At 34.0% G+C, this 21,921-nt stretch carries 21 protein-coding genes; 6 read left to right on the top strand and 15 right to left on the bottom strand.

The features are described from left to right. Window positions 1–13: 13 nt before the first annotated feature. Window positions 14–487: a hypothetical protein gene (locus ASJ80_RS02910; RefSeq protein WP_069582656.1), complete on the bottom strand. Its 474-nt coding sequence runs from the start codon at window positions 485–487 to the stop codon at window positions 14–16. Window positions 488–572: 85 nt separating this feature from the next. Next, window positions 573–3,437 (bottom strand): FmdE family protein, encoded by a 2,865-nt coding sequence (locus ASJ80_RS02905; protein WP_245837434.1) that lies wholly within the window; start codon window positions 3,435–3,437, stop codon window positions 573–575. A 1,063-nt stretch (window positions 3,438–4,500) separates the two neighbouring features. Between ASJ80_RS02905 and ASJ80_RS17430 the strand changes: the two genes are divergently transcribed. The 3 genes from ASJ80_RS17430 to ASJ80_RS02895 all read left to right on the top strand — a co-directional run bounded on the left by ASJ80_RS17430 (window position 4,501) and on the right by ASJ80_RS02895 (window position 6,570). Then, window positions 4,501–4,737, top strand: coding sequence for an MFS transporter (locus tag ASJ80_RS17430; protein ID WP_245837433.1), 237 nt, complete (start codon window positions 4,501–4,503; stop codon window positions 4,735–4,737). After that, the gene (locus ASJ80_RS02900) at window positions 4,719–5,867 is read left to right on the top strand and encodes an MFS transporter (RefSeq protein WP_338036859.1); all 1,149 of its coding nucleotides are present in this window, start codon (window positions 4,719–4,721) and stop codon (window positions 5,865–5,867) included. Before ASJ80_RS17430 ends, ASJ80_RS02900 begins: the two co-directional genes overlap by 19 nt. 190 nt (window positions 5,868–6,057) lie before the next feature. Then, window positions 6,058–6,570, top strand: coding sequence for a hypothetical protein (locus ASJ80_RS02895; protein WP_069582657.1), 513 nt, complete (start codon window positions 6,058–6,060; stop codon window positions 6,568–6,570). 181 nt (window positions 6,571–6,751) lie between these two features. Here the strand turns inward: ASJ80_RS02895 and ASJ80_RS02890 are convergent, their stop codons facing one another. The 8 genes from ASJ80_RS02890 to hmd form a co-directional block, all read right to left on the bottom strand. Then, entirely contained in the window at window positions 6,752–7,294 is a 543-nt protein-coding gene (locus tag ASJ80_RS02890) for a FeGP cofactor biosynthesis protein HcgF family protein (protein WP_069582658.1), read from the bottom strand. Between the two features lie 5 nt (window positions 7,295–7,299). Next, entirely contained in the window at window positions 7,300–7,962 is a 663-nt protein-coding gene (locus tag ASJ80_RS02885) for a ThiF family adenylyltransferase (protein WP_069582659.1), read from the bottom strand. Between the two features lie 160 nt (window positions 7,963–8,122). Beyond that, a complete protein-coding gene (locus ASJ80_RS17610) occupies window positions 8,123–8,254 on the bottom strand; it encodes a hypothetical protein (protein WP_255360670.1) in 132 nt (43 codons plus the stop codon). A 439-nt stretch (window positions 8,255–8,693) separates the two neighbouring features. Continuing rightward, a complete protein-coding gene (locus ASJ80_RS02880) occupies window positions 8,694–9,398 on the bottom strand; it encodes a Nif3-like dinuclear metal center hexameric protein (RefSeq protein WP_069582660.1) in 705 nt (234 codons plus the stop codon). Next, window positions 9,385–10,152, bottom strand: coding sequence for an SAM-dependent methyltransferase HcgC family protein (locus ASJ80_RS02875; protein ID WP_069582661.1), 768 nt, complete (start codon window positions 10,150–10,152; stop codon window positions 9,385–9,387). The genes ASJ80_RS02880 and ASJ80_RS02875 overlap by 14 nt, the downstream gene beginning before the upstream one ends. Then, a complete protein-coding gene (locus ASJ80_RS02870) occupies window positions 10,149–10,628 on the bottom strand; it encodes a DUF3236 domain-containing protein (RefSeq protein ID WP_069582662.1) in 480 nt (159 codons plus the stop codon). Before ASJ80_RS02870 ends, ASJ80_RS02875 begins: the two co-directional genes overlap by 4 nt. 14 nt (window positions 10,629–10,642) lie before the next feature. Next, window positions 10,643–11,629 carry a 5,10-methenyltetrahydromethanopterin hydrogenase cofactor biosynthesis protein HmdB gene (hmdB, locus tag ASJ80_RS02865; protein ID WP_069582663.1) on the bottom strand — a complete coding sequence of 329 codons (987 nt, stop codon included), beginning with the start codon at window positions 11,627–11,629 and terminating at the stop codon, window positions 10,643–10,645. A gap of 125 nt (window positions 11,630–11,754) precedes the next feature. After that, complete coding sequence (gene hmd / locus ASJ80_RS02860; RefSeq protein ID WP_069582664.1) at window positions 11,755–12,792, bottom strand: 5,10-methenyltetrahydromethanopterin hydrogenase; 1,038 nt, start codon at window positions 12,790–12,792, stop codon at window positions 11,755–11,757. Window positions 12,793–13,759: 967 nt separating this feature from the next. Here hmd and hmdC point away from each other — a divergent pair. Further along, a complete protein-coding gene (hmdC, locus tag ASJ80_RS02855; protein ID WP_069582665.1) occupies window positions 13,760–15,265 on the top strand; it encodes a 5,10-methenyltetrahydromethanopterin hydrogenase cofactor biosynthesis protein HmdC in 1,506 nt (501 codons plus the stop codon). Window positions 15,266–15,771: 506 nt separating this feature from the next. Here hmdC and ASJ80_RS02850 read toward each other — a convergent pair. The 5 genes from ASJ80_RS02850 to cbiM form a co-directional block, all read right to left on the bottom strand. After that, entirely contained in the window at window positions 15,772–16,446 is a 675-nt protein-coding gene (locus tag ASJ80_RS02850; RefSeq protein WP_083240846.1) for a HoxN/HupN/NixA family nickel/cobalt transporter, read from the bottom strand. A 245-nt stretch (window positions 16,447–16,691) separates the two neighbouring features. Next, window positions 16,692–17,531, bottom strand: a complete 840-nt coding sequence (locus ASJ80_RS02845) for an ATP-binding cassette domain-containing protein (RefSeq protein WP_069582666.1) — start codon at window positions 17,529–17,531, stop codon at window positions 16,692–16,694. A 119-nt stretch (window positions 17,532–17,650) separates the two neighbouring features. After that, the gene (gene cbiQ, locus ASJ80_RS02840) at window positions 17,651–18,439 is read right to left on the bottom strand and encodes a cobalt ECF transporter T component CbiQ (protein WP_069582667.1); all 789 of its coding nucleotides are present in this window, start codon (window positions 18,437–18,439) and stop codon (window positions 17,651–17,653) included. Window positions 18,440–18,461: 22 nt separating this feature from the next. Then, window positions 18,462–18,800 (bottom strand): energy-coupling factor ABC transporter substrate-binding protein, encoded by a 339-nt coding sequence (locus ASJ80_RS02835; protein ID WP_069582668.1) that lies wholly within the window; start codon window positions 18,798–18,800, stop codon window positions 18,462–18,464. Further along, window positions 18,801–19,499, bottom strand: a complete 699-nt coding sequence (gene cbiM / locus ASJ80_RS02830; protein WP_069582669.1) for a cobalt ECF transporter S component CbiM — start codon at window positions 19,497–19,499, stop codon at window positions 18,801–18,803. A gap of 305 nt (window positions 19,500–19,804) precedes the next feature. Between cbiM and ASJ80_RS02825 the strand changes: the two genes are divergently transcribed. Continuing rightward, a complete protein-coding gene (locus ASJ80_RS02825) occupies window positions 19,805–20,443 on the top strand; it encodes an ECF transporter S component (RefSeq protein WP_069582670.1) in 639 nt (212 codons plus the stop codon). Between the two features lie 154 nt (window positions 20,444–20,597). Next, window positions 20,598–21,755, top strand: coding sequence for an adenosylcobinamide amidohydrolase (locus ASJ80_RS02820; RefSeq protein ID WP_069582671.1), 1,158 nt, complete (start codon window positions 20,598–20,600; stop codon window positions 21,753–21,755). Window positions 21,756–21,921 lie beyond the last annotated feature (166 nt).

Below are 21,921 nucleotides of genomic sequence, written 5' to 3'. Positions count from 1 at the left end.
ATGCAAGTAAACACTATTTGAATAAACTGCCCTTTAAAAAGAGCCCAACAGCTCCCAATCCTACTACCATAAATACTGCAATAGCAGCAGTGTTCCACGGCGAGTTGTTTGAATTTTTGGAAGTTGTATTTGTATCAGACGTGTTGGAATCAGAAGTTGTATTATCAACTTTACTCGGTTCAGATGTATCATCCACAGACTGATCTCCAGAATCATCAGAATCAGCGTTACTTGAAGATGTTCCAGATTGTACTGACTTTCCAGTATTTGTACTGCTCGCGCCTGATGTACTTCCTGTACTGCTTGCACTTCCCGTACTCTTTTTAGTGTTTGTACTTGTACCACTGGTACCTGTTGTTCCACTACTCGTGCTCTGATCTGATGTTTGATCAGAAGTAACTTCTTCAGGATACACTGTACCGTGTCCTGGATGTGCCGCTGCAGCACTACAAAAAACTAAAACAAAAACCATCGTAGATATTAACAAGACACTGAATTTTTTTATGTGTTTTATAAGCTCATCTCCTTTAAATTGTAAACTATTTAAAAAATAAAAAAAAGGGAAAAATATTTTATTTCCTCAAGAATCCCAGGATACTACCTTTAAAGAACCCTACCACAAGAAGTCCTCCGCAGAGAACAGCTCCTAAAGCTATTAATGCATAGTTCAAATCAGACTCTTCAGAATTAGGAGAAGCTTTGGAAACTTCATAAGCATTACTTCCATCACTAGGAGTTCCTTCATCAGTAGTAACTTCTGTTTGAGTAGCTGCACTAACAGTAGGTCCAGAATCACCTACAGATCCAGTAGCAGAACCAGTACCACTGCTTGAAGTACCCTGAGAATTGCCTTGAACTCCATCAGGAGCTTCTACTACAGCAGTTCCATTATTATTCTGAGTACCATTCTGATTATGAGTACCATTCTGATTCTGATTCAGTAAACTTATGAGATCTGCTTGTGTACGCACAGGTAAGCTCTTAATATACTCCAGAGCATTAAGAGATCCATTGCCTCCAGATATGATTGCTTGCCACTCTTCTTCAGTTACCCAAGTATCAACAGTCCTAGTTATTGACGGTCCAGAAATCAGGTTGGGTATAGTCGCTAACTCCGCAAGACACTCTGGTGAATTCCAGTCGTCGTATTTTTGGAGTACTTTATATAGATTTATATAGTTTTCATAAGAGTTACCACCTGAAAATTTGGGACTGGTCAAATTTAGTATAGCTACTCTTCGGGTTTTAGTTTTGCTGTCATATATACTGATAATTCCAACTTCACTACCTGCTGACTCCATTCGCTGGTTATAATAGGTTCCAGATCCTGCAGAAACTCCTAAGAGATATGATAAAATATCATCTCTACAGATGTCATTGGTAGATACGTAAGAGTACTGTTCATCTTCTCCTATAGGGAAATTATCATAAACGTAGTCAGTGATTAAATATCCTGTTGAACTACCTCCACAGACGTGGTTGTGCCATAACCATGCCATTAAGACATCGTATGGTGGGTCGTACGGGAGTACCTGGTCTATTATACAACTAGATCCGTTCTTTACAGTAAAATTACCTGTTTCTGGATCGTAGGTAAGAGTTTTACTGATATAAGTTCCATTTTGTACCAGGGTGAACTGGAAGAATAACGGATTGAACCTTGCATTGTGCTGTGATAGTAATGTTGCTCTGGAAAGTCTGGATCCTAAGACATCGTAGATTCCATCAAAAACCATGTCCATTACCTGTTCATTGACACGTACATAACCTGCAGATGTGAAGACTGTGAGGTTAGGGTCATCTTTCTCCAGAGTAATGCCGTCTGCCGCAAATAATGCAATGGCTTTGTTAGCAGCATCTATTCCAATCTGTTTGATCTGATCCTCGGTTAGGTTTCCAGTAGTGTAGTTTGTAGCATTTTTCTGTTCCACTAGATTTGTCAGTCCAAGTCCTAATATGTAGTCCATGTCCAATCCAAGTGCATCACATACAACATTTTTGGAGTCGACTCCTCCAGTCAGGTTGTTGTGAACTTCTGCGGTTATATTGAAAACATACAGGATATCCACAAGAGAATCTGGGTCATTTTCTAATTTGTTTATTAACCATGCATTGAATTTTAACTCGGATGCTATACCTGAGTAAGCTGTGAGGCCTGTTTCATTCTTGTATGCCTGTACCACTTTGTCTTCATCGAAAGCCATTATTATAAGAGTTCCTGTGTTGGTTGATGCACACCATCGGATGAACCCAACCATGTTGTCAGCGGCACCTGTGTTGCTGGTTTCATATCCAACCCAAGAACGTTTTCCTGAGGTTAAATCCAAGGAATAGATGAAAGCGTCATCATCTGAATTACCTGGCACACTAACTGCCCTGTAACTTGTTGCTTCCAGTTCTCCATCATCTCCATATACCCCTGGAGGGTAATATTTGAGCAGGAGACTTATCATAGCCTGCCCGCTGATGGTTCCCAGACAAACATGGCCGTGGTATGCAGCTTGTCTCAGGATGTCTGTTGATAATCCTTCTTTCCAGGCATTAGCCAGGCTGACATAGCCAAATGCATCATCACCAAATGTTGGAACAATGGTTTTCTCCCATAAAGTCTGGTTGATAGCAGAGAAAGTACCTTTATAAGCTGGTTTTAATGAACCATTCTTGAAGAACGCTGCAGTCAGTGAATTCCCATTCATAACCACAAAGCAGAAATCCAGTGGATCTGTTCTAGTTGATTGGAATGTTAGCAGGTTTCCTTGACCGTAACTGATCTTACCGCCAGAACCGTTTAGAATACCTTCCAAACAGTCCTCAGTTGTGGTCCCATTTAAATACGCTAAACCAGCAGTAGTTATAACCAGCACTTTATCTGCTTTTGAAAAGTTTAAAAGCTGATCTGCCTTTTTAGTTACCTCTCGACCTAATTTATAAGCAGCAGTAGCTTTCATGTTGAAAGTTGCGCTGCCGTACAGGTTAGTGTCTGTAGCATTGGCAGAGTTTAAAAACACGCCGATCATCTGACTTTGGGTAGTATAACCTGGTGCAGAAACACTAACGTTGAACTTAGTACCATTTACAGCTCCTGCATAATCAAAACTCAGTCTATAACCTTCAAAAGCCATGTCATAAGTCTTGGTGACATTAATTTTCGTACCCTTGCTATCCTTGACAGTTATTTCGGGATTAATAGAATCCGAAGAATACTCATAACCCACTTTCACGCCGATTATGGGATCTACTACAGGACTATTATTTTGTGAAGATAACTGCGATACAGAATCAGTACTATTCTGTACAGATAAGTTCAAATCTGAACTAGTACCATTACCTCCAATAGTTGATGAATCTGCAGCTGACGCTGCACCACAAATAAACAGCGTAAATAGAACTGTTAACACTAGTAATACCATATTTCGCTTAATTGTCCTATTTTTCATATTTTCACCTCCTTTTTGTTGACAAACTCAATTTATAGCACAGTTATATTTAATACTTGTTATTAATTTGTTATTATTACTTTCAAGCTCAAAGTCTCAGCTTTAGTAATAAAAATTGGAAAAAATTAATAATTTTTAACTAAATCATCTACAGTTAGTAATAAATTTCAGCGTATTCAATAAAATCAATAGAAATTTAATAATAGACATTACTAACTTTATAGTTAATATTTAACTATGTATGATGCCCATAAATAACATATAAATCATAATATAAAACTTAAGTTAGTATTAAACGAGATAGTAATCTTAAAGAATTAAAAACTAGCCAATATGTAGTTTTATAAAAAAAATATAAGTTATACTCCTTAAAAAAATAATAAACGAGTTATCAATTAGAGTATTACAAAATCAATAAAAACATACTAAAAATACAGTAAAAAGTAATAATATAGTGATTCACTAATTTTTCAAATTCATTTTTCAGTATTTTATAATCTCAACATTTTCATATCCTTCTATTTTATTAACATCACCACCCCACACATCCCAAAAATAGATAATGCTTTTTTGATACCGCATTCCTGCCTTTTGAGTAATCATGATGAATCATGAGTTGTAATATCTGCATAAAATCCAGAACTGGCCACTACAGTATATTCACCAGTTGATATAGCAACACCACTCTTTTCGATACATCATCAGTTCCAATTCCAATATATTACAAAGATTTTTCACTGATTAACCTATATAACTACTAATTTTTGTTGTTCTCCCTTACTATTAACTAATTAAAAATAGTTTACAGTTAGCAACCTAATTACATTTAATATCACGTATTTGTTAACAAATACATTAAAAATGTGTTAATCTGTATTAAATTAAAATCATACTTCATTTGTAATTCAAATTTAACCCATTTATGATTTTACCATTTAATTTTTCTCCAGTTCAATCAAATATTACTTTTCCAATGTTTTAACTTAATTTAGTAATAATTCTAGAAGCATAATTATTTATAGTAGAGTAATATAATCCTAAAACAAAAGTGATGAGGCATTTGATGTTTGGAAGCTTAAAGTCTAGAATTCTGGCAGTTATTTTTGCCGGTGCTGTGTTGATAGCTATAGATGGTTCAACCATCAGCCCTATTTTAGAATCAATACAAAAATCTTTTGGAGTTAATGAAAGTGTTATAACATGGATATTCAACATTGAAATTCTATTTTTGATGTTAGGAACTCCAATAATGGCTAAACTATCTGATCGGTATGGTAGAAAATATATATATATATTTTAAATGCAATTTTATTCTTATTTGGAACAGTAACTGCAGCATTCTCACAATCTTTTGAAATTTTACTCATTGGAAGGGTTTTTCAAGGAATAGGTGCAGTTTTATCAGTTTTAGCAATCACCATCATTGGAGACTACTTCGATGAAACCCGAGGTACCATACTGGGCGCATTCGGAGTCATTATAGCATTAGTATATTCTTTAGGCCCAGCTATCTCAGGATTTCTTGTAAATTACAGCTGGCACTGGGTTTTTATAATAAACATACCTTTAGCTGCGGCAGTAGTGCTTTTAGGATATTTTCTTCTTCCTTCAGGTAAAGTTACCGAAAAATATGCTGGTTTTGACTGGAAAGGCATGACTTTTCTGAGTATAGCTATTGCTTCTATTGCATATTTCATATTCAACTTAAGCGGACAGTTCCAATCATCTGTCCAGTATCTGGTATTTACAGTCTTCATTTTAGCACTTATTGGATTCTGGTGGGTGGAAAGAAAAGTTATGGAACCTATTCTTCCTATTGACCTTTTAAAAAAGAGAGATACCCTAATAGCTAGTTTAGTCACATTAATTGGTTATTTTGCCATGGGTGGGACATATTACTTATCTACCTTTGCAGCCGTAGCTTTCAACCTCAATTATTCAATGGCAGCTTATATGATACTGCCCATGACCATTGCTTCCCTGATAACTACACCTATAGTAGGTAAGCTGCTGGACAAAACAGGTGCAAAACCAATCATGGTGATTGGTGGTATCATAACAGCCGTAGGAATGTTATTCCTGAGTTATGCGTCTAATCCATACACATTTGGATTTTCATTAATTTTTATTGGTGTTGGGAATGCTTCCATTGTTGGCAATGCCCTTTACTATATATTCCTGGATGAAACTGAAAAATCAAAAAGAGCATCCGGCCAGGCTCTTTTGAATATACTATTAAACACAGGATCACTTTTAGGAGGGTCAATTTTGGCTTCAGCCCTGGATTTCAGCGTTTCTGGCGCTGCTTCGTTCCACAGCGTTTATCTCTACCTGGCAGCAGTTTATGTTTTCCTGACCATTCTCTCATTGGGACTTAAATATAAAATCATTGGAGGTGATAATCAGGGAGAAAAACCAGCTAATTTGTAACTCAAATTTAAGTTGAATAAAAAAAGGGAGAATATAACATTAGAACCAGCGCCAGATATTTTTACTGAAAATATCCTTATTCTACCGAATACCCCCATATATCTCCTTTAAACTCATGGATAAATTTAACAGAGGACTAAAATTAATTTAAACGTTCCTTAACTAATACTATATTAAATGGTGATTTTAGATGAAAAAAATTATATTAATTGTTTTAATGGTAATTATAGCCATAGTGGGAATTTCTGGTTGTACTGAAGAGATTCCTAAAAATAAAACCTATTCTGCAGATGGTATAACCTTCCAGTATCCTGGAAACTGGACTGAATTAAATAAAACCAAATATACATTGCTTGATTTAGGAAATAGTAGTAAAGGCATATTTGTCTTGGGTAATCAGCAGAATCGTTTGACCTTTGGAAAAGTTACCCCTGGTAAAGGTCAGGCGCTGAATACATTATCTAAATGGGCTCAATTAACAAAGACCAGATTATCTTCTAAAGGAGGCCAGTTTTTATCCGAAAAAAATTTAACTATAGCTGGGACCAGTGCTCATCAAATCAGGTTCATGTCCCCAGACGGAGGTTACTACACAGGTATGGTGTTTATCAAAAATAATACAGGGTATATAATGGTATACGCCAGCATTTACAATGAAACAGGAACACTGGATAACATATTAAATAGTTTCCAAATGTCATAAAAAAACAGTATCATGGGTTTAACTGGAAGTATCCAGTAAAGTTTGCTCCTTTAATTAATGCCCATGATACTTCTTTAAATATTCCTTTTACATTTTCAGGTTAGTTAATATTTGGTTAAAAATTTTTATTGCTAAAAGTAATCTAGAAATTTATCTGTTATTGAAAATCCCATAAATAATTTCATTTATCTAAAACATAGACATCATCATATTCCATTAGTTTATCCCAATCATCATTTATTACATCCACAAAAATAGATAATGCTTTTTTGATACCGCATTCCTGCCTTTTGAGTAATCGTGATGAATCATGAGTTGTAATATCTGCATAAAATCCAGAACTGGCCACTACAGTATATTCATCAGTTGATACAGCAATACCTCCCCTTCCAATACCTGCAGTTGTTCCAATCCCAATATTAGCTCCTAAAAGATCTTTCACGGCTTTTGCCATTATAACTGCCACTTTTTTGTCGTTTTCTTCATCGTAAACTTTTATTCCACGGATTAATTTTAAAGGTTCAGGAGGATCTACTTTTAAAACTTTTTGAAGTGCTGATAATGTAGGTGCGAAAATCCCACATACCACAGACAGGTCATATGGGATACCATTTAATAAATTATAATTAGGGCCAAATTCACCATCATATCCTTGAGAAAAGCCATGTATTTCCCTTGCAATATGCCCGTGTGTAAAACACTCTGCAGTTGCTACTTTAATCATAATAATCACATCAATAGTTTTAAAATTTCTTTAGTCATTATAATAGAATAGGCATCTAAAACGTAAGGTGTAATTGGTATATTGTCCTCAATGAACCTTCCAGTAGTTACTATTTTGTGATTTTCTTCAATTCCATGCGATCTAAGTTCTTTAACCACAGGATTACTATCATCTACCTCAGAGATATCCATAACAGTTATTTTTTCCTCTCCAATACCAAAAACGCCAGCAGTACTTATTGTTTTTGCTCCAATTTCATGGGCTCTTTTAATAACAGCTGCGGTAGTAGGGATAGTATTCCCCCCGGCAGACTGTATGGAAACAACATTTCCTTTTATAAGATCTAAATTATTTTTGGTTATATCTTCTTTAAATGCAGTTACTTTCCTTAAACTCTCAGGATGCGTGCAAATGCTTTTTAGAAAATCAACTTTATAATCCCCAAAATTCCCTCCAAGAATCTTAAATATTATATCTGACTCTGAAATTTTTTGGCCGTCAAAAGCACTGATCTCTTTTGGACCTCCTCTATGGACCTGTATTAAATTTATACCTATCCTCAACCCCAATCTACCTACGCCGACCAGTGTTACATGTCCTTTAGACACTTTCTTATTTTCTAATTCACCAATACTCTGTATTTTGTTTTCTAGAACTTCAATCACCATTTTGCTGTTCCCCATGATTACCAATTATTTAGATAACAATTGTTATGTATTTTAAAAGATTTGCTAATTATACTTCCAAACTAATTTTAAAAAAAAATAAATTTAATATTGAGCTGTTTGAATTTTTTCAAATATTCTACTTGCAAATTGCTTGTTAACCTTAAAACAATTCAAATGTCACATTTTCGTCAACAGGATAAGTTATATCTATTTTTATCCCTGATTTTGCAAAACCGGCTAATGTAACATAGTTTTTAGGGTTCTCATCATATTTTAATTTTTCAATACTCATTTTCACACCTTCCAAATGACTTTTTATATAAAAAGTACGGAAAAATTTATTTAATATAAGTTAATGAATATCATCTATAGATCTTATTGTTGGTGGGACATTCAAACAATTTTAAATGATACATTTGAGCGAATGTGATATTTTGGTTGTTTGAATGCCCCATTTTTTTTCAATTAGGTTAATAAAAATACCTAATATTTTATTACTTACCAAGGATGTTTTAATGAAGGGAAAAAATCATCCTCAAAGTAATGAAGTAGTATCTCCTATAAATACTTTTTTATATAATCGTATTACATTTAATGCCTTTAATTAATGTTTTGTAATAAGTATAAATAATTTTTACAGCTTTTTAAATAGAATATATCCCTAAAACTATCTTAAATATCACGTAAACATCAATATTACTCCAGATTTAAATAAATGTATAATTATTATTCTAAATTTTAATGGTTTTCCATGGTACTTCTTCATCTACAAATTCAGCTTTAACCCCCAATTTAGATATGAAATCACATAGTTTTATCAATCCAGGAATTTCAGTAGCATGATGAGTAGCATCAATGACACATAGCCCTAATTTTTCTGCAAGTATAGCGCTTTGATGGGTTAAATCTCCAGATATATAAACATCTGCACCTTTTTTGTATGCTAAATTTATATATTCAAGGTTATTAAGGCCAAACCCAGAAACAACAGCAATTTTTTTAATTATTTTCTGTTGTTTACCTACTATTTTAATATGATCTGTAGGTATGGCTCTTGATATAATCCTGATAAATTTTTCAATAGTTGTAACTGTAGAACAAATTCTGCCAATGCCTGTTTTTTCATCTAAAACATCTAAAACCCATAAATTTAAAGACTCCACAAGAGCATCATTTGCTCCCCCATTTACAATATCCCAATTTGAGTGAACAACATATACTGGAAAATCTGGCTCAAAGAGAGGGGGATGATGACAAACCACAAGATCTGAATTAGATGGATCTTCCCACGGAAGAATATCCATCCTTACTTGAACTTTATCTATTTCCATTTCTTCAGGATTTCCTGGACCCAAATAACCTATTCTATCAGTTTTTAGAGCCAAATAAGGAGGCGCTATCTTGTTAATGGCATTAAAAAGCTCAGATGCTAACATTTTTTACCTCGCTGCATATTTTTTTAAGATAATTTTCGATTATTTCATCACATGAAACGGGTTCAAGTGTTGAAACTGTAAGTGCAGGTTTTTTAATAAGCCTCAAAAACTTATCAACATCTTTTTCTTTAAAAAGTGCCCCCTCATAGAATTCCATACCTGCTATGCCATACAAAACACCAGATCTTTTTAAGACATCTTCAAGACTTTTCCTTAAAACTTCTACAGTTAATGTCATTGTGCCGGATGTTTTGGAATTTAAACCTTCTGTTTTTAGAATTCCCCTATACTGTGAGTTAGATAGTCGTAATCTATTTATTATATTATTTTTTTGGTGTATTAGATCGTCACTACCGTCTGATACTGGATCCTCAACTAAAAAAACATTACCCTTAATAAGTTTAGCTATTTTAGGTCTAATGCCACCTAAACCAGTAGTATCCACAACCAGATCTGCATCTTTAATCTTCATTAAATCCGAATTGAATTCAACATTATTTTCAACAAACTTTTCCAGATGGGGATAAATATCAATAACTGTAACATTTGAAATTCTTTTAAGTCTTTTAGATAATTCAATTCCTGTGAGATATGCCCCTACTACAACAGAGTTCTCTATATTTACATTTAAAGAGTTTATCCAGTCAAGCGTGGCATTACATTTTATTTCAGTTATTTTTTTAATGACATCCTCAACCCGCATCCTTGAAGTAACAGTTAAAACTTCTGAAGTAATCCCAGTATCGTATTTCATTTTATCCTCTTTAACCCAATTCTTTCCAGCGCATGCACGATTTCACCACTGACTGCATCTTTTACCTCTTTTTTATGCACGACATGGGAAGGGGAAGTCGCTGCAGTGAGAATTCTACCTTTCTTATCAATCATTACAAGCATCGAACCTGAACCTGGAACACCAAGACGACCTCTAGAAATTATTAGATCACACTCACACTGATCAAGAGCCATAATGGCCTTTGAAAGTGCAGGTAATCTGTTCAAATCAGCTGCATTAGTATTTATATGCAGTTGTTCAGCTTTTTGAAGCCCAAATTCTTTTAATACTCTATTTATAATATTTAATTTCACAGCATTTTTACTTGGAACTATAATTTTGCGGGCAGACTTTAAATAATTCTGGATGAATTTAATTTCATCTTCTGTATCACCTGTCCTTGATTCGCTGATGGATTCTTCACATGCATTTTTAATTATTTTTTCAAGTTTCATTTTGACCTCTCTTTTTATGATTCTAAATTTAATCCAAGCTCTTTAACAATACTTACCACATCTTTAAGATTTCCATAAGATGAAGATCCAACTCCTTTAACATTAGATGGATAATCTTCAGGAATTACAGTAGCTAAATTGTTAGCTCCTGCAATTAAGGGGTATTTAACATTTTTTGGGCCGATTGTGGGAGTAGGCACAGTTATCCTGAGATCAGGGAAGACTAATCTGGTTATTGCAATTGTTTTAATCTGTTCAATCAAAGAACATGGAGGGTAATATTCCATAGGAGTGTCTCTGTAGGGATTGAATCCCATTATCGGAATTTCTCCAAGTGTTTTGAACTTTTTAAGATAAAGCAGGTGATCAGCCCGATCTATATATGATTCACCTAATCCAATTAAAAGTCCTGAAGAGAGTTCTATTCCCGAATCAGATATATTATTACATATTTTTATTCTATCTTCTAATTTTTCGCCGGGTTTAAGTTCATTAAATAGGTTTTGATTTACAGTTTCCAAATTACAACATATTGTATCAGTTTCATATTCACCAAGTTCTTTCAACGATTCTTTATTTAAATCAGCCCCCACATTAACCAAAAGTTCTAAGGAAGTATTTTCCTTAACTAACCTGGCAGCATTAACTGCATGGGAACCATTATACCCATGAGCACCCGAACAACTTATTCTGGGAATACCTGACCTTTCTACACATTTAGCAGCATTTAATATCTCAGAATCTGCTTTAAAGAAAGGGTAGTAATATCCGTCATGTGATGTTCCCGCAGCAAACCCGCAGTATTTACATTTAGGAGTAACCTTACAAACATTAGTTAGATGAACTGTAGAAGTGAGTTTTATTTTACTATTTCTCAAATCACAGGCAGTTTGTAACAGATATAAAAGATCTTCAGCACTTTTAGTCTGAAATAAACTTAGTATATCATTCTTTTCAAGTTCATTTCCATTTTGAACTTTTTTTAGGGTATTTTGTATCAATTTAACACCATAAACTGTTAATATACAATATTTTATTTCTAAAAATAAAACCCTCAAACACATGAAATGTGTTTGGGGCATGTAAAAAATCAGAGATTTTTTACGGTTGAAATAAAAAAAATATTTTACTCTGCAGCTCTTTTATTTAATGATTCAAGAATTGTAGGCAGTAATTCTGCTGTTGATCCAAAGTTCATAGAGTCTGCTGTCCCAAGTAAAGCACCAGGGTCTAAACTTTCTTCCATTTTATCAATACCTACTTTATCCATCAGATCAGTAATCTGAGTGAGTGATTCTTTAGCCATCATCTGAGCGAATCCCGCAGGAGCTCCCAGAACATTCATTACAGAATCTCTGTAACCTAATAATCCAGCATATGTAATTGCAGTTAATGCTGAACACATATCACAAACAGGCCCAAGGAGTTCTGCGGGCATTTTATATGCATTACCCCTTGCCTTCTGACCTAACTCAAAAAGAGTATTTATTGCATCATCTGTAGCGTAGCCTTCAGCTATGTATACTTGCCCCTTCATTTCTGGAACAGCTCCAGGGTGATATGATGTGACGTTGAGTGTTTCAGGTGAGGTTACAAGGTCACCGTGTTTTTCTGCGAATATCTTGCTGAATTTTGTGGTTGGAATTGTACATGCGTGGGTTATTGTTGCGCCTTTTTTAACATCATCTAAGAAGTTATCAACTATTGCGGGCTGCATGTCGCCTTTAGGGAACCATGTCATTATAAAATCCGCATCTGCAACGGCTTCCCTGTCATCAGTTGTTACTTCAAATCCAAGGTCTTCAGGATTTACGAAGTGAATAGCTCCTTTTGGGGGTTTTGGCAGGTCTTTAGCAACTTCATTGACTTTTTCTCTTATTTGAGGCATTACGCTTTCAGGGTTTTCTTTATGGGCCTCTATAACGTTTTCATAATCAAAATCATCGATAACTCTAAAGTCGTTGTCGAATACAGGATCAGCAATTACTATATCTTTAACTCCTGCAAGTTCCATTAATTCTGCCCCCATAGTCATTGTGGAATGAGTCATGGCTATTTCAGGTTTTCCTACCATTTCAGCCACTTCACATGCCCTTGTGAAGTTTGTAATTCCACTCGCTGCGTGTGTCCTGTAACATCCTGCTCCCAATATTGCAATCTTCATACTATCACTCCTTTTTTTGCTAATTAAGTAATACTACCTTAATTCTATGTAGTACAGATTGAAAATTGATATCATAAAAAATATAAATCTTTTGATTTGCTTTTTTGGCGTAATAATTCTGATGGTATGGAAGTATTAAGTTTCAAAGTTAGGTAAGTATAACGAATTAATTTTGGATAATCTTAAGCATTTTTTAGGAAAAATAACATTTTTAGTCCAGAATATTGAGTAATAAATAATACTTTATTAATGATATTAAATTCAATTACCCATCTCATTTATTTTTATTATTTAGGTTATTATTTACTCTTAAATAATTATATTCCCCACTATATTGATTTGTATATGATTATAATGTCTAACGCTTGCTTTAATAGTATAAAACTCCCATTTTTTCCTTGAATTTTCTAAAATAAATTTTTATTTTTTTTAAAATAGTATCATAAAATACGTTTATTAAATAACATGATATTGTACACACATTTTTCAGTTTAAAACACATAATCCTTCACTTTAAGCATGAATGAAGCTGTTTAATGAGCATTATATAATCATAAATTTTATATAAGTAATACTAAGTATTTGTTGTTTGATCAAGTGGAGGTGGAGGAAAAATGAAAATTTCTGTAAATAAACTACAAATAATTCGTCCGGAAAAAGATCCCAAAAAACCATGAAAGAATTTTATAACTGTATAAAATCAATTGGACCTATTCAAAAGTCCAATAACTTTTTTTATATTTTTTCTTTTATTTTAAAGATGAACACTTCTAAAATAAGGGTATGAATTATACGGAACAATTTAAGAAAAAAGTAATACAAAATCGGGCTTAAATGCTAATATTTAAATATAAAATACACTTATCTAAATTAATAGAACTTTAGAACCAGTAATTAATACAAATAAGACAAAACAGTATTTTTTATACACTTTTTTAGCGTTTCAAAAGTCTGAAAGGTGACATAAATGCATGAAATAATAAAAGAAGCCGTTAATGATATGGGTTCAGCATTAGAACTTTGTAAATCACAAAAAAACGTTGTTGATGTAGTAAATGCAGTATCAGAACTGAATACAAAAGAAGCTATGAAATTAGGTATGAATTTTAAAAAGTTTCCCTTGGGTTGCGACCTGACAGAAATCGTTGTGGGAACCTGTGCATCCGATCTGGAAAAACGAGACCTCCTTGGTAATTGTATCCTGGCAAATATGATTGGAGCTTCAATACATATATGTGCTTACGCCTTCGCAGACATTGCAGAAGCCCATGGCATGAACGGAATTGACATTATCAAAGAAGTCAGCGCGATAACTGATGTACCTCTAGATCTTGACCACTTTGGCCACTATGGTCCCATGAGATTTCCTAAAGAGATAGTTAAGTGTTCAGGGCAGTGTTATTATCAAGGCCCCTACTTTGAAGAGTGCCCAAGGGGAAGAATTCATTCAAGACTTTTTGATAAGGAAAAAAGAGAAGAAATAGATAAAGAAGAATGGATTAAACTTTCTTCTTCAGTAGCTGTTAATTTAACCAGCGAACAGGGCGGAGAGGGTCATGCAGCTCCCATAGAAGAAGCAGAAGAAGTTGCCGGCTTGGCTAAAAAACATGGAAAAGGGCTAGAAGCCATCATGTTCATTGGTGACGGCTATGATGACCTGATTACTGGTTTTGAGAAAGCCCTAAATATAGGTGCTGATGTTTTTGTTTTAGAAGGAGGCCCATTTAACAATTCCAAAAATAGACTGGATGCATTTGCTAAAGCAGTTTCCATGGCCCGAATTTTAGCTCCAGGCAAAGTAGTCGCAACCAACGGTGCATATGAAGACGAGTGCAGGGCAGGTCTAAGGGCAGGTCTTAATGCAATTATAACAGGCTTCCCCAATAATCATCACGGCTATATGTGTGGATACTCCCCAGGGACCGCTAGAAGGGGTATTTTTGGGCTTCCCAGAGTTATAAAAATGATAAAAGAAGAAGTTAAATGTGAATCAACCAGTATTCCAGTACAAAGAGAAGAATTAAAAGCTCTGACAAGGGCTGTAAAGATAGCTGGCCCCCACAACATATATCCTCATAAAATTGGATTTTTTGAAGTTGGCGATGCCCATTGGGTTACTTTAGCCAATTCAAACCTTTATAAAGACATAAATATAGATAAAACTGCAAAAAATATAGTAAATGATTTAAAAGGAGATAGTGTGTCTTTATTAGGTGGTAGATTTGTCTCATGGGTTATAGCTAAAGAATTAGATGGATTGGTGGATGAGATTATTATCAGCGACATGGACCCATGGGTAGAAAAAGTTACAGTTCAAAACCTAAGTGAAGAACTAAATACAAATGTTAATGGCGCTGGATCTAATGATAAGTATGCTGCAGAAAATTCAAAAAATAGTATTATAACTTCAACGGTTCCACAAATTGCAGATAAAATTTCAAAAAAGATACCTGGCACAATCAAATTAATATAACCATTTAAAAACTATTTTTAACATGGAATAAGAATTAACTATGCTATTAAATTTTTTTATTGGTTATTGCATCTCATAAAAATAATACAGTTGACAGATAATTCAATTTATAGGGCATTTAACTTTGTTTAATATATTAAATGCCCTATAATTCTTGAATTGTGTAGGTCTCTAATGGTTATAATTTCTCAAGTATATATGGGGAAACAAATGGCAAGGTCGTGATTAATAATTAAAACAGGTATTTTTAACTATTAATAATATTTTTTGACTCTTGCAAAAATTCATAGAATTTTTGCAGCCGCAAAAACAAAGAAAATCTATGATTTTCGAAAGTTTTTACAAGCTTTACCATTACAAAGAAGAATTAGTGCTTTTTATATATAATACTTTCTATTTATTTTATATTATTACTTTTGAGGCTAAATTAAGAAAAGTTATAATACTTAACTGAAAAATTAAAGGAAAAGGGCCAAATTGAAGCAATCAAATACCCTTTACATAAATTAAATAGATTCAAATACAGGCTGTAACAGTGTAAATACTCCTATTACCATAATAATAGCCCCACTTAGCAGTGGAATCTTGTTTATAGCATTGCTGCCCATGTACCTTTGGATGAATCCTCTCCCTTTAACAAAAAGTGCTGAAAGAAGAGTTATGGATATTGCAAGCCCTGCACTGAATATCAAAACATATGTAAGGCCGTTGTATAACTGGTTATTTGCAATACTGAAAAGCAGTACTGCCAGGGCTGCAGGACATGGTATTAAACCAGTAGATAATCCAATAGCTACAACACCTTTCTTCGCATCGATACTGTGTTCATGGTGGTGATGAGGATGAAGATATTTTCTCACTATCCATAGACCAACTCCGACCAGTATGATTCCCCCTATTAAACTCATAACTTCATGGGTTCCATTAACGTCTAAAGCCCCTATTAAAAATATTGAAGCTATTCCCAGCAAAACTACAACAATTACATGGGAAAAAACTACTGTAAGCCCAAGTAACGAAGCATCTTTTAATTCTGCATTGGTACCTATAACAAATGCTGCCATGACAGATTTTCCATGTCCGGGTTCCAGTGCATGCAACGCACCAAGTATAAAAGCGGAAAGTATAAACATTAAACTCATTTCTGATGGAACAGCTGTTATTCCTGATATTAAATTCATTTAAACCACCTCTGTAATTAACATTTTAAGTAATACAATTTTCCAATTTCTTTATATATCAAGTAATACACATAATCACTGAGATAACACCTCCATTTAACTACCCAAAATATCCAACAACTAGTAATACAATTCTCTAATTTATTTATAAGATGAGTAATACTTACAAGCACTGAAGTGTCAATAACTCAAAAAAATCAAAAAAATAAGGAGTTAACTGATATTTCAGTAAGAATTAATTATTTTTAATCTTTAATTTGATTGCATATCCTTCTTCGAGCTTCACCTATCGTAAGAGGATACGGTTTATCAAACGGCAACTTATCTTCCTTTTGCAGTATTTCCATAAGATGTGCTATTCTTGGAAGGCGTAAATTAGCTTTTCTTATGGTTTGAGCATCTTCAAAAACTTCCTGAGGGTTTCCTTTTTTGATTATATTTCCTTTACTAATTATATAGACAGTATGTGCATATAGGGGCACCAGATCAACATCATGGGTGGATATGATAATAGTAATTCCTTCCCTGTTAAGCTCATAAAGCAGTTTCATAATTCTCGAGGCACCCCTTGGATCAAGACCGCTGGTTGGTTCATCTAGAACCATAATCTTGGGGTGCATGGCCAGGATGCCTGCAATAGCCACCCTTTTCTTCTGGCCACCGCTTAAATGATGTGGCGCTTTCTTTTTAAATTCAACCATTTCTACCCGTCTTAAAGACTCATCAACGCGTTTTTTTACTTCTTCTTTTGATAAACCTAAATTCATAGGTCCAAAAGCCACATCTTCCTGCACAGTCGGGGCGAACAATTGATCATCCGGATTTTGGAAAACTATCCCTACTTTTTGCCTCAAATTCATAAGATCTTCTTTTTTATATTTTAAACATTTACCATCTACCATTACATTTCCAGAGGTAGGTTGAAGTATCCCATTGAAGTGTAAAAATAATGTTGACTTACCTGCCCCATTTGGACCGAGAAGTGCGATAATTTTACCTTTAGCCGCGCTAAAATTAATATTTTCTAAAGCATTAGTTCCATCTGGATACTGATAAGTAACATTTTTTGTTTCAATAATATTCATGTTATCTCCTTAAATCTCCTTAAACCAAATTTATGTTGTAATACAATTTTACACTTTGTTTATATGTCCAGTAATACCTCCCTTCGATGAAATATCATCAGCTAACTACTTTAAAAAAATTAAAATATGTTAAAATTCCCTGTTAAACATGTGCCAATGAAGAGTACTACTTCAAACACCACAAGTAATGCTAAATTACGAGTTCCAATACTTCGGATACTTCCATATTCTCCCATTGTTTTCATTGAACCAGTATAGCACCTTGATTCCATTGCAAGATACACCTGTTCTCCTTTTACCCATGTTTTTATGAAGAGGTTACTACCAAGCATACCCATGGATTTGAAGGATTTTTTAATTGTCGAATATCCAAGACGTGTTTCCTGAGAGTGATACATATTAATGCCTTCATCCAAGAACACAAATATATAACGGTACATCAACATAGCCAATTCAAGAACAATTTTTGGGATTTTTAAACGCTCTAATACAGAAAATAGTTCTGTCATTGGCGTAGTAAGGGCCAAAAATGCCAGACATGAAAAACCACCAAGCATCCTTGCAAAAACTAGGAGCCCTAAGTTGAAACCATCTGCAGTTACTGCCCAGTTGAATATTCCAAGTTCCAGTACATGAAAACCAACGCCAAAGAACACTGCCATGAAAACAAATGTTATAAATGCGAAGATGAATGGTACCAAAAGAAACTTCAAATAAAACTTATGGGGAATTTTAGCTTTGAAAATAATTAGATACGTTACCAGCGAAAATACAATAAAAGGTATAACTGGTGATGTAGATACCAAGCTTACCAGCATGGTCAATATTGCAAACAGCACCTTGAAGTATGTATTTGTGTTTTTTAGACCATTGGAATGAGCATAGCTATCCAGAGTGTTTTCAAACATTGTATCACCAGTCAGAATTTGTTTATTTACTTATTTTAGCAGTTTTTATAACCTGTTCTTCTATTTCATCTCTTTTTCTTGCTTTAGCCTGGCCACTGTAATATCCTAAAACATAACCTATTATAATAGCTCCAATAGCTGCCTGCGTTGCAAATAATAAGCTCTCTATTTCACCACTTGGTGGCTCCCACAGTGGTTGGGCCCATGGCTCATAACCTGTTTCTTCTATTGCTTCGCTGCCCTGATCATCGGCTCCACCGAAATAGCCCTGATCTTCTCCAAGGCCGTTATAAATTGCAAGCGGAAATATAACAATTGCAGCTACTAAAATTAACAGAATTATAGGTTTTTTATCAACCATTTAAGCCACCTCTGGTACTTTTTCTGAAGCTTTTTCCGCGTCTTCTGCTTTTATGACACCTAACTTTCTTAATATATCAGGTCTAAGTTTCATGATGTAATCAAATATTACAACAGTTAAAAGACCTTCTGCTATTGCCAGAGGCACCTGGGTGTAAGCATATATTGCTATAAACTTAACAAATGCAGATCCAACAGTTGGTATTGGGAATGCCATTGAAAGCTGTACCGCAGTTGCTACATAAGTTAACCAATCCCCTGCAAGTGCAGCTAAAAATATTCCTATTGAAGCAGATAAACCTAATTTATTAGTTCCTTTCCATACTAACCACGCTGCTAATGGACCCACAATACCCATTGAAACAATATTAGCACCTAAAGTTGTTAAACCTCCATGAGCCAAGAGTAATGCTTGGAAAAGAAGCACAATTGCTCCTAAAACACTTACTGCAGCAGGTCCGAATAAAACTGCACCTAAACCATTACCACAAGGGTGAGAGCAGCTTCCAGTTACAGAAGGCATCTTTAAAGATGACAAAATAAACATAAATGCCCCTGAAACTGCCAAAAGTGGTTTTGATTCCGGATGTTCGTCCGTTACTTTCTTTATCTGGATTACACCATAGGCAACGACTGGCAACGCAACCGCATACCAGAAAACGCACCAGTACCATGGTAAATATCCTTCCATTATATGCATATTAATTTCTCCTCCATTTTTAGTACATATACACCTTTCGTCAATTAATTTGATGAATTTAAAGATATATAAAGTTTACTTTATTTTTTTTCAAGTATAATTGAAAAAATAGAAAGTATTATTATTATCCCCATCTCCCTTTTTTTCATATTCCACAGTTAATGTGTGAAACTAAGGACATATAAATCTTGCTTTATTTTTTTTCAGGTATAATTGAAAAAATAGAAAGTATTAAATATCAGATATAGTTGAATTTTATTCAAACATATTTGAACAGTGCATTTATTAAAATAGAGGTGAAAAATATGGATTCTTTAACTTTAATCAGTTTAATAGTATTTTTAATACTAATAATTGGAGTCATACTCTGTATCTTTAGATATTTCGAAAAATCAAAACCTAGTGTCGAGTCAATGGTACTTATTGCAATTTTGGTAGCTATTGCTTCTTTAGGAAGACTCCCTACAGCAGCATTACTCAGCATTCAGGCTTCCTCTTTCATAATTATAATGGCAGGGATTGTTTTTGGAAAAGAAATTGGTTTTATAACAGGAGTTCTAACAGCGGTCGTTACTGATCTATTTTTAGGCATTGGCTACTGGACAGTATTTCAGATGATTGGTTGGGGACTTATGGGATTAACAGCAGGAATGTTCAGCTTTAAACTTGAAAATGTATATATAAGAGCAGGATTTGGTTTTATATGGGGATTCTTTTATGGATGGATAACCGATCTTTCAATGTTGCCATTCCTTAGCACCATAGATCTAAATGCTTTTTTAGGTATTTTCGCTGCAAGTGTTCCATTTGACTTATCACACGGAGTTACAAATGTTATTTTGTTAGTTTTACTGTATGGCCTATTTAAAAGGATATTTAACCGGGCTAAAGATAAGTTCATTTCCAATCAAACAGAACCATTGAACAAAGGTGTAAACACATGAAAACCGAATTATATCACAAAAATTAAAGTAATAAATGCATATAATACTTAAATCGCACATATAACAAATATTATTCCAAAATTAACGATATCCAGATACCTAGCATTACAAAAACTTAAACACAGAATTATAATTAATTGTATAGGAGATTTTAATGACTTTATCACAGAACATATATGATCAAAAGGGGGAAAATATAGATTCAAATTATAAACCTAAATTAATTTTCAAAACAGGATCAGGAGAAAGTATTTACCTGTGTAAAAATACTGTTGTTGTAAAATTACCCGAAAACAGGAATTCAATAACCACTTCATGGATAAATGGAGGTTACAAAGAAAATATTGAAGCAATATTTAACCACCAGTTAAAAAAGCCATGTGAAGGTAATCCAGATGGCCTTGAAGGGTATAATGTTCAAGATTACATGATAATTACCGCCAAAAGGCTTGGTTTAAACCCTGAAAAAGTATCGGGACTTATTACTTCTGCAGATATGGAACATGCGGCCATATCAACAAAAAGTTTCAGAAACATCGAAATTACAGCAGTAGTAACTGGTGGGATAAATGTTAATGGGGGGCGTGCCGGAGATCCTGCATCATACTACGAAGAAAATGGTAAATTTGAATTTAAACTAGGGACCATTAACACCATTTTAATAATAAATTCCAAATTAAATGAAAGTACGCTGCTGAAAGCCATGATAGTAGCTGTAGAAGCAAAAACAGTGGCGCTTCAACAGCTTATGGCACCAAGCAAATATTCAACAGGTATAGCCACCGGTTCTGGGACAGATGGAATTTCTGTAATTTCCAATATGGAAAGTAAAAACGTCCTTACCAATGCAGGTAAACATTCAAAATTAGGAGAGTTAATAGGAAAATGTGTAATTGAAGCTACTACAAAAGCACTTGCAAACCAAACCAATTTAACGCAGGATTCACAGTGCAATATGCTCGTCAGGCTGAACCGTTTTGGAATCGATGAAGAAAAATACTGGCAAACTGCAGAATCAATTCCAGGAACGAAACAAAAGAAAGAATTTATAGAAAATCTCCATAATTTTTCTAAAAACCAATTGATTGTGGCTATGGTTTCATCTATTCTGCATATCATTGATGAAATTGAATGGGGTTTAATTCCTGAAACTGCTGGCAAAAAAGCTGCAGTTTCCATTATGAAAACACTTCCTACTATTTTGAATGAAGAATTTTCAATAACTGAAGAATTGCTTGATGAAAATGATTCCATCATTGAAAATTGGATGATGCTTAGTTCATGGTACATTTGCAAAATGGTGAATCAATGAAATTTACAGTGATCCATCCAGCAACTTATATGGTTTACTACCTGATTTTGATATTATTTGCATTTTTTTTCAATGATCCCTATTATTTAGCATCTTTTTTAATTTGTATTATTCTTTTAATCACATTTCAAGGTATTAACAGCGAATTTAAGAATATAATTAAATT

It is taken from the genome of Methanobacterium bryantii (assembly GCF_002287175.1).
Classification (GTDB): domain Archaea; phylum Methanobacteriota; class Methanobacteria; order Methanobacteriales; family Methanobacteriaceae; genus Methanobacterium_D; species Methanobacterium_D bryantii.
This window is presented reverse-complemented; position numbering and strand designations above follow the sequence as displayed.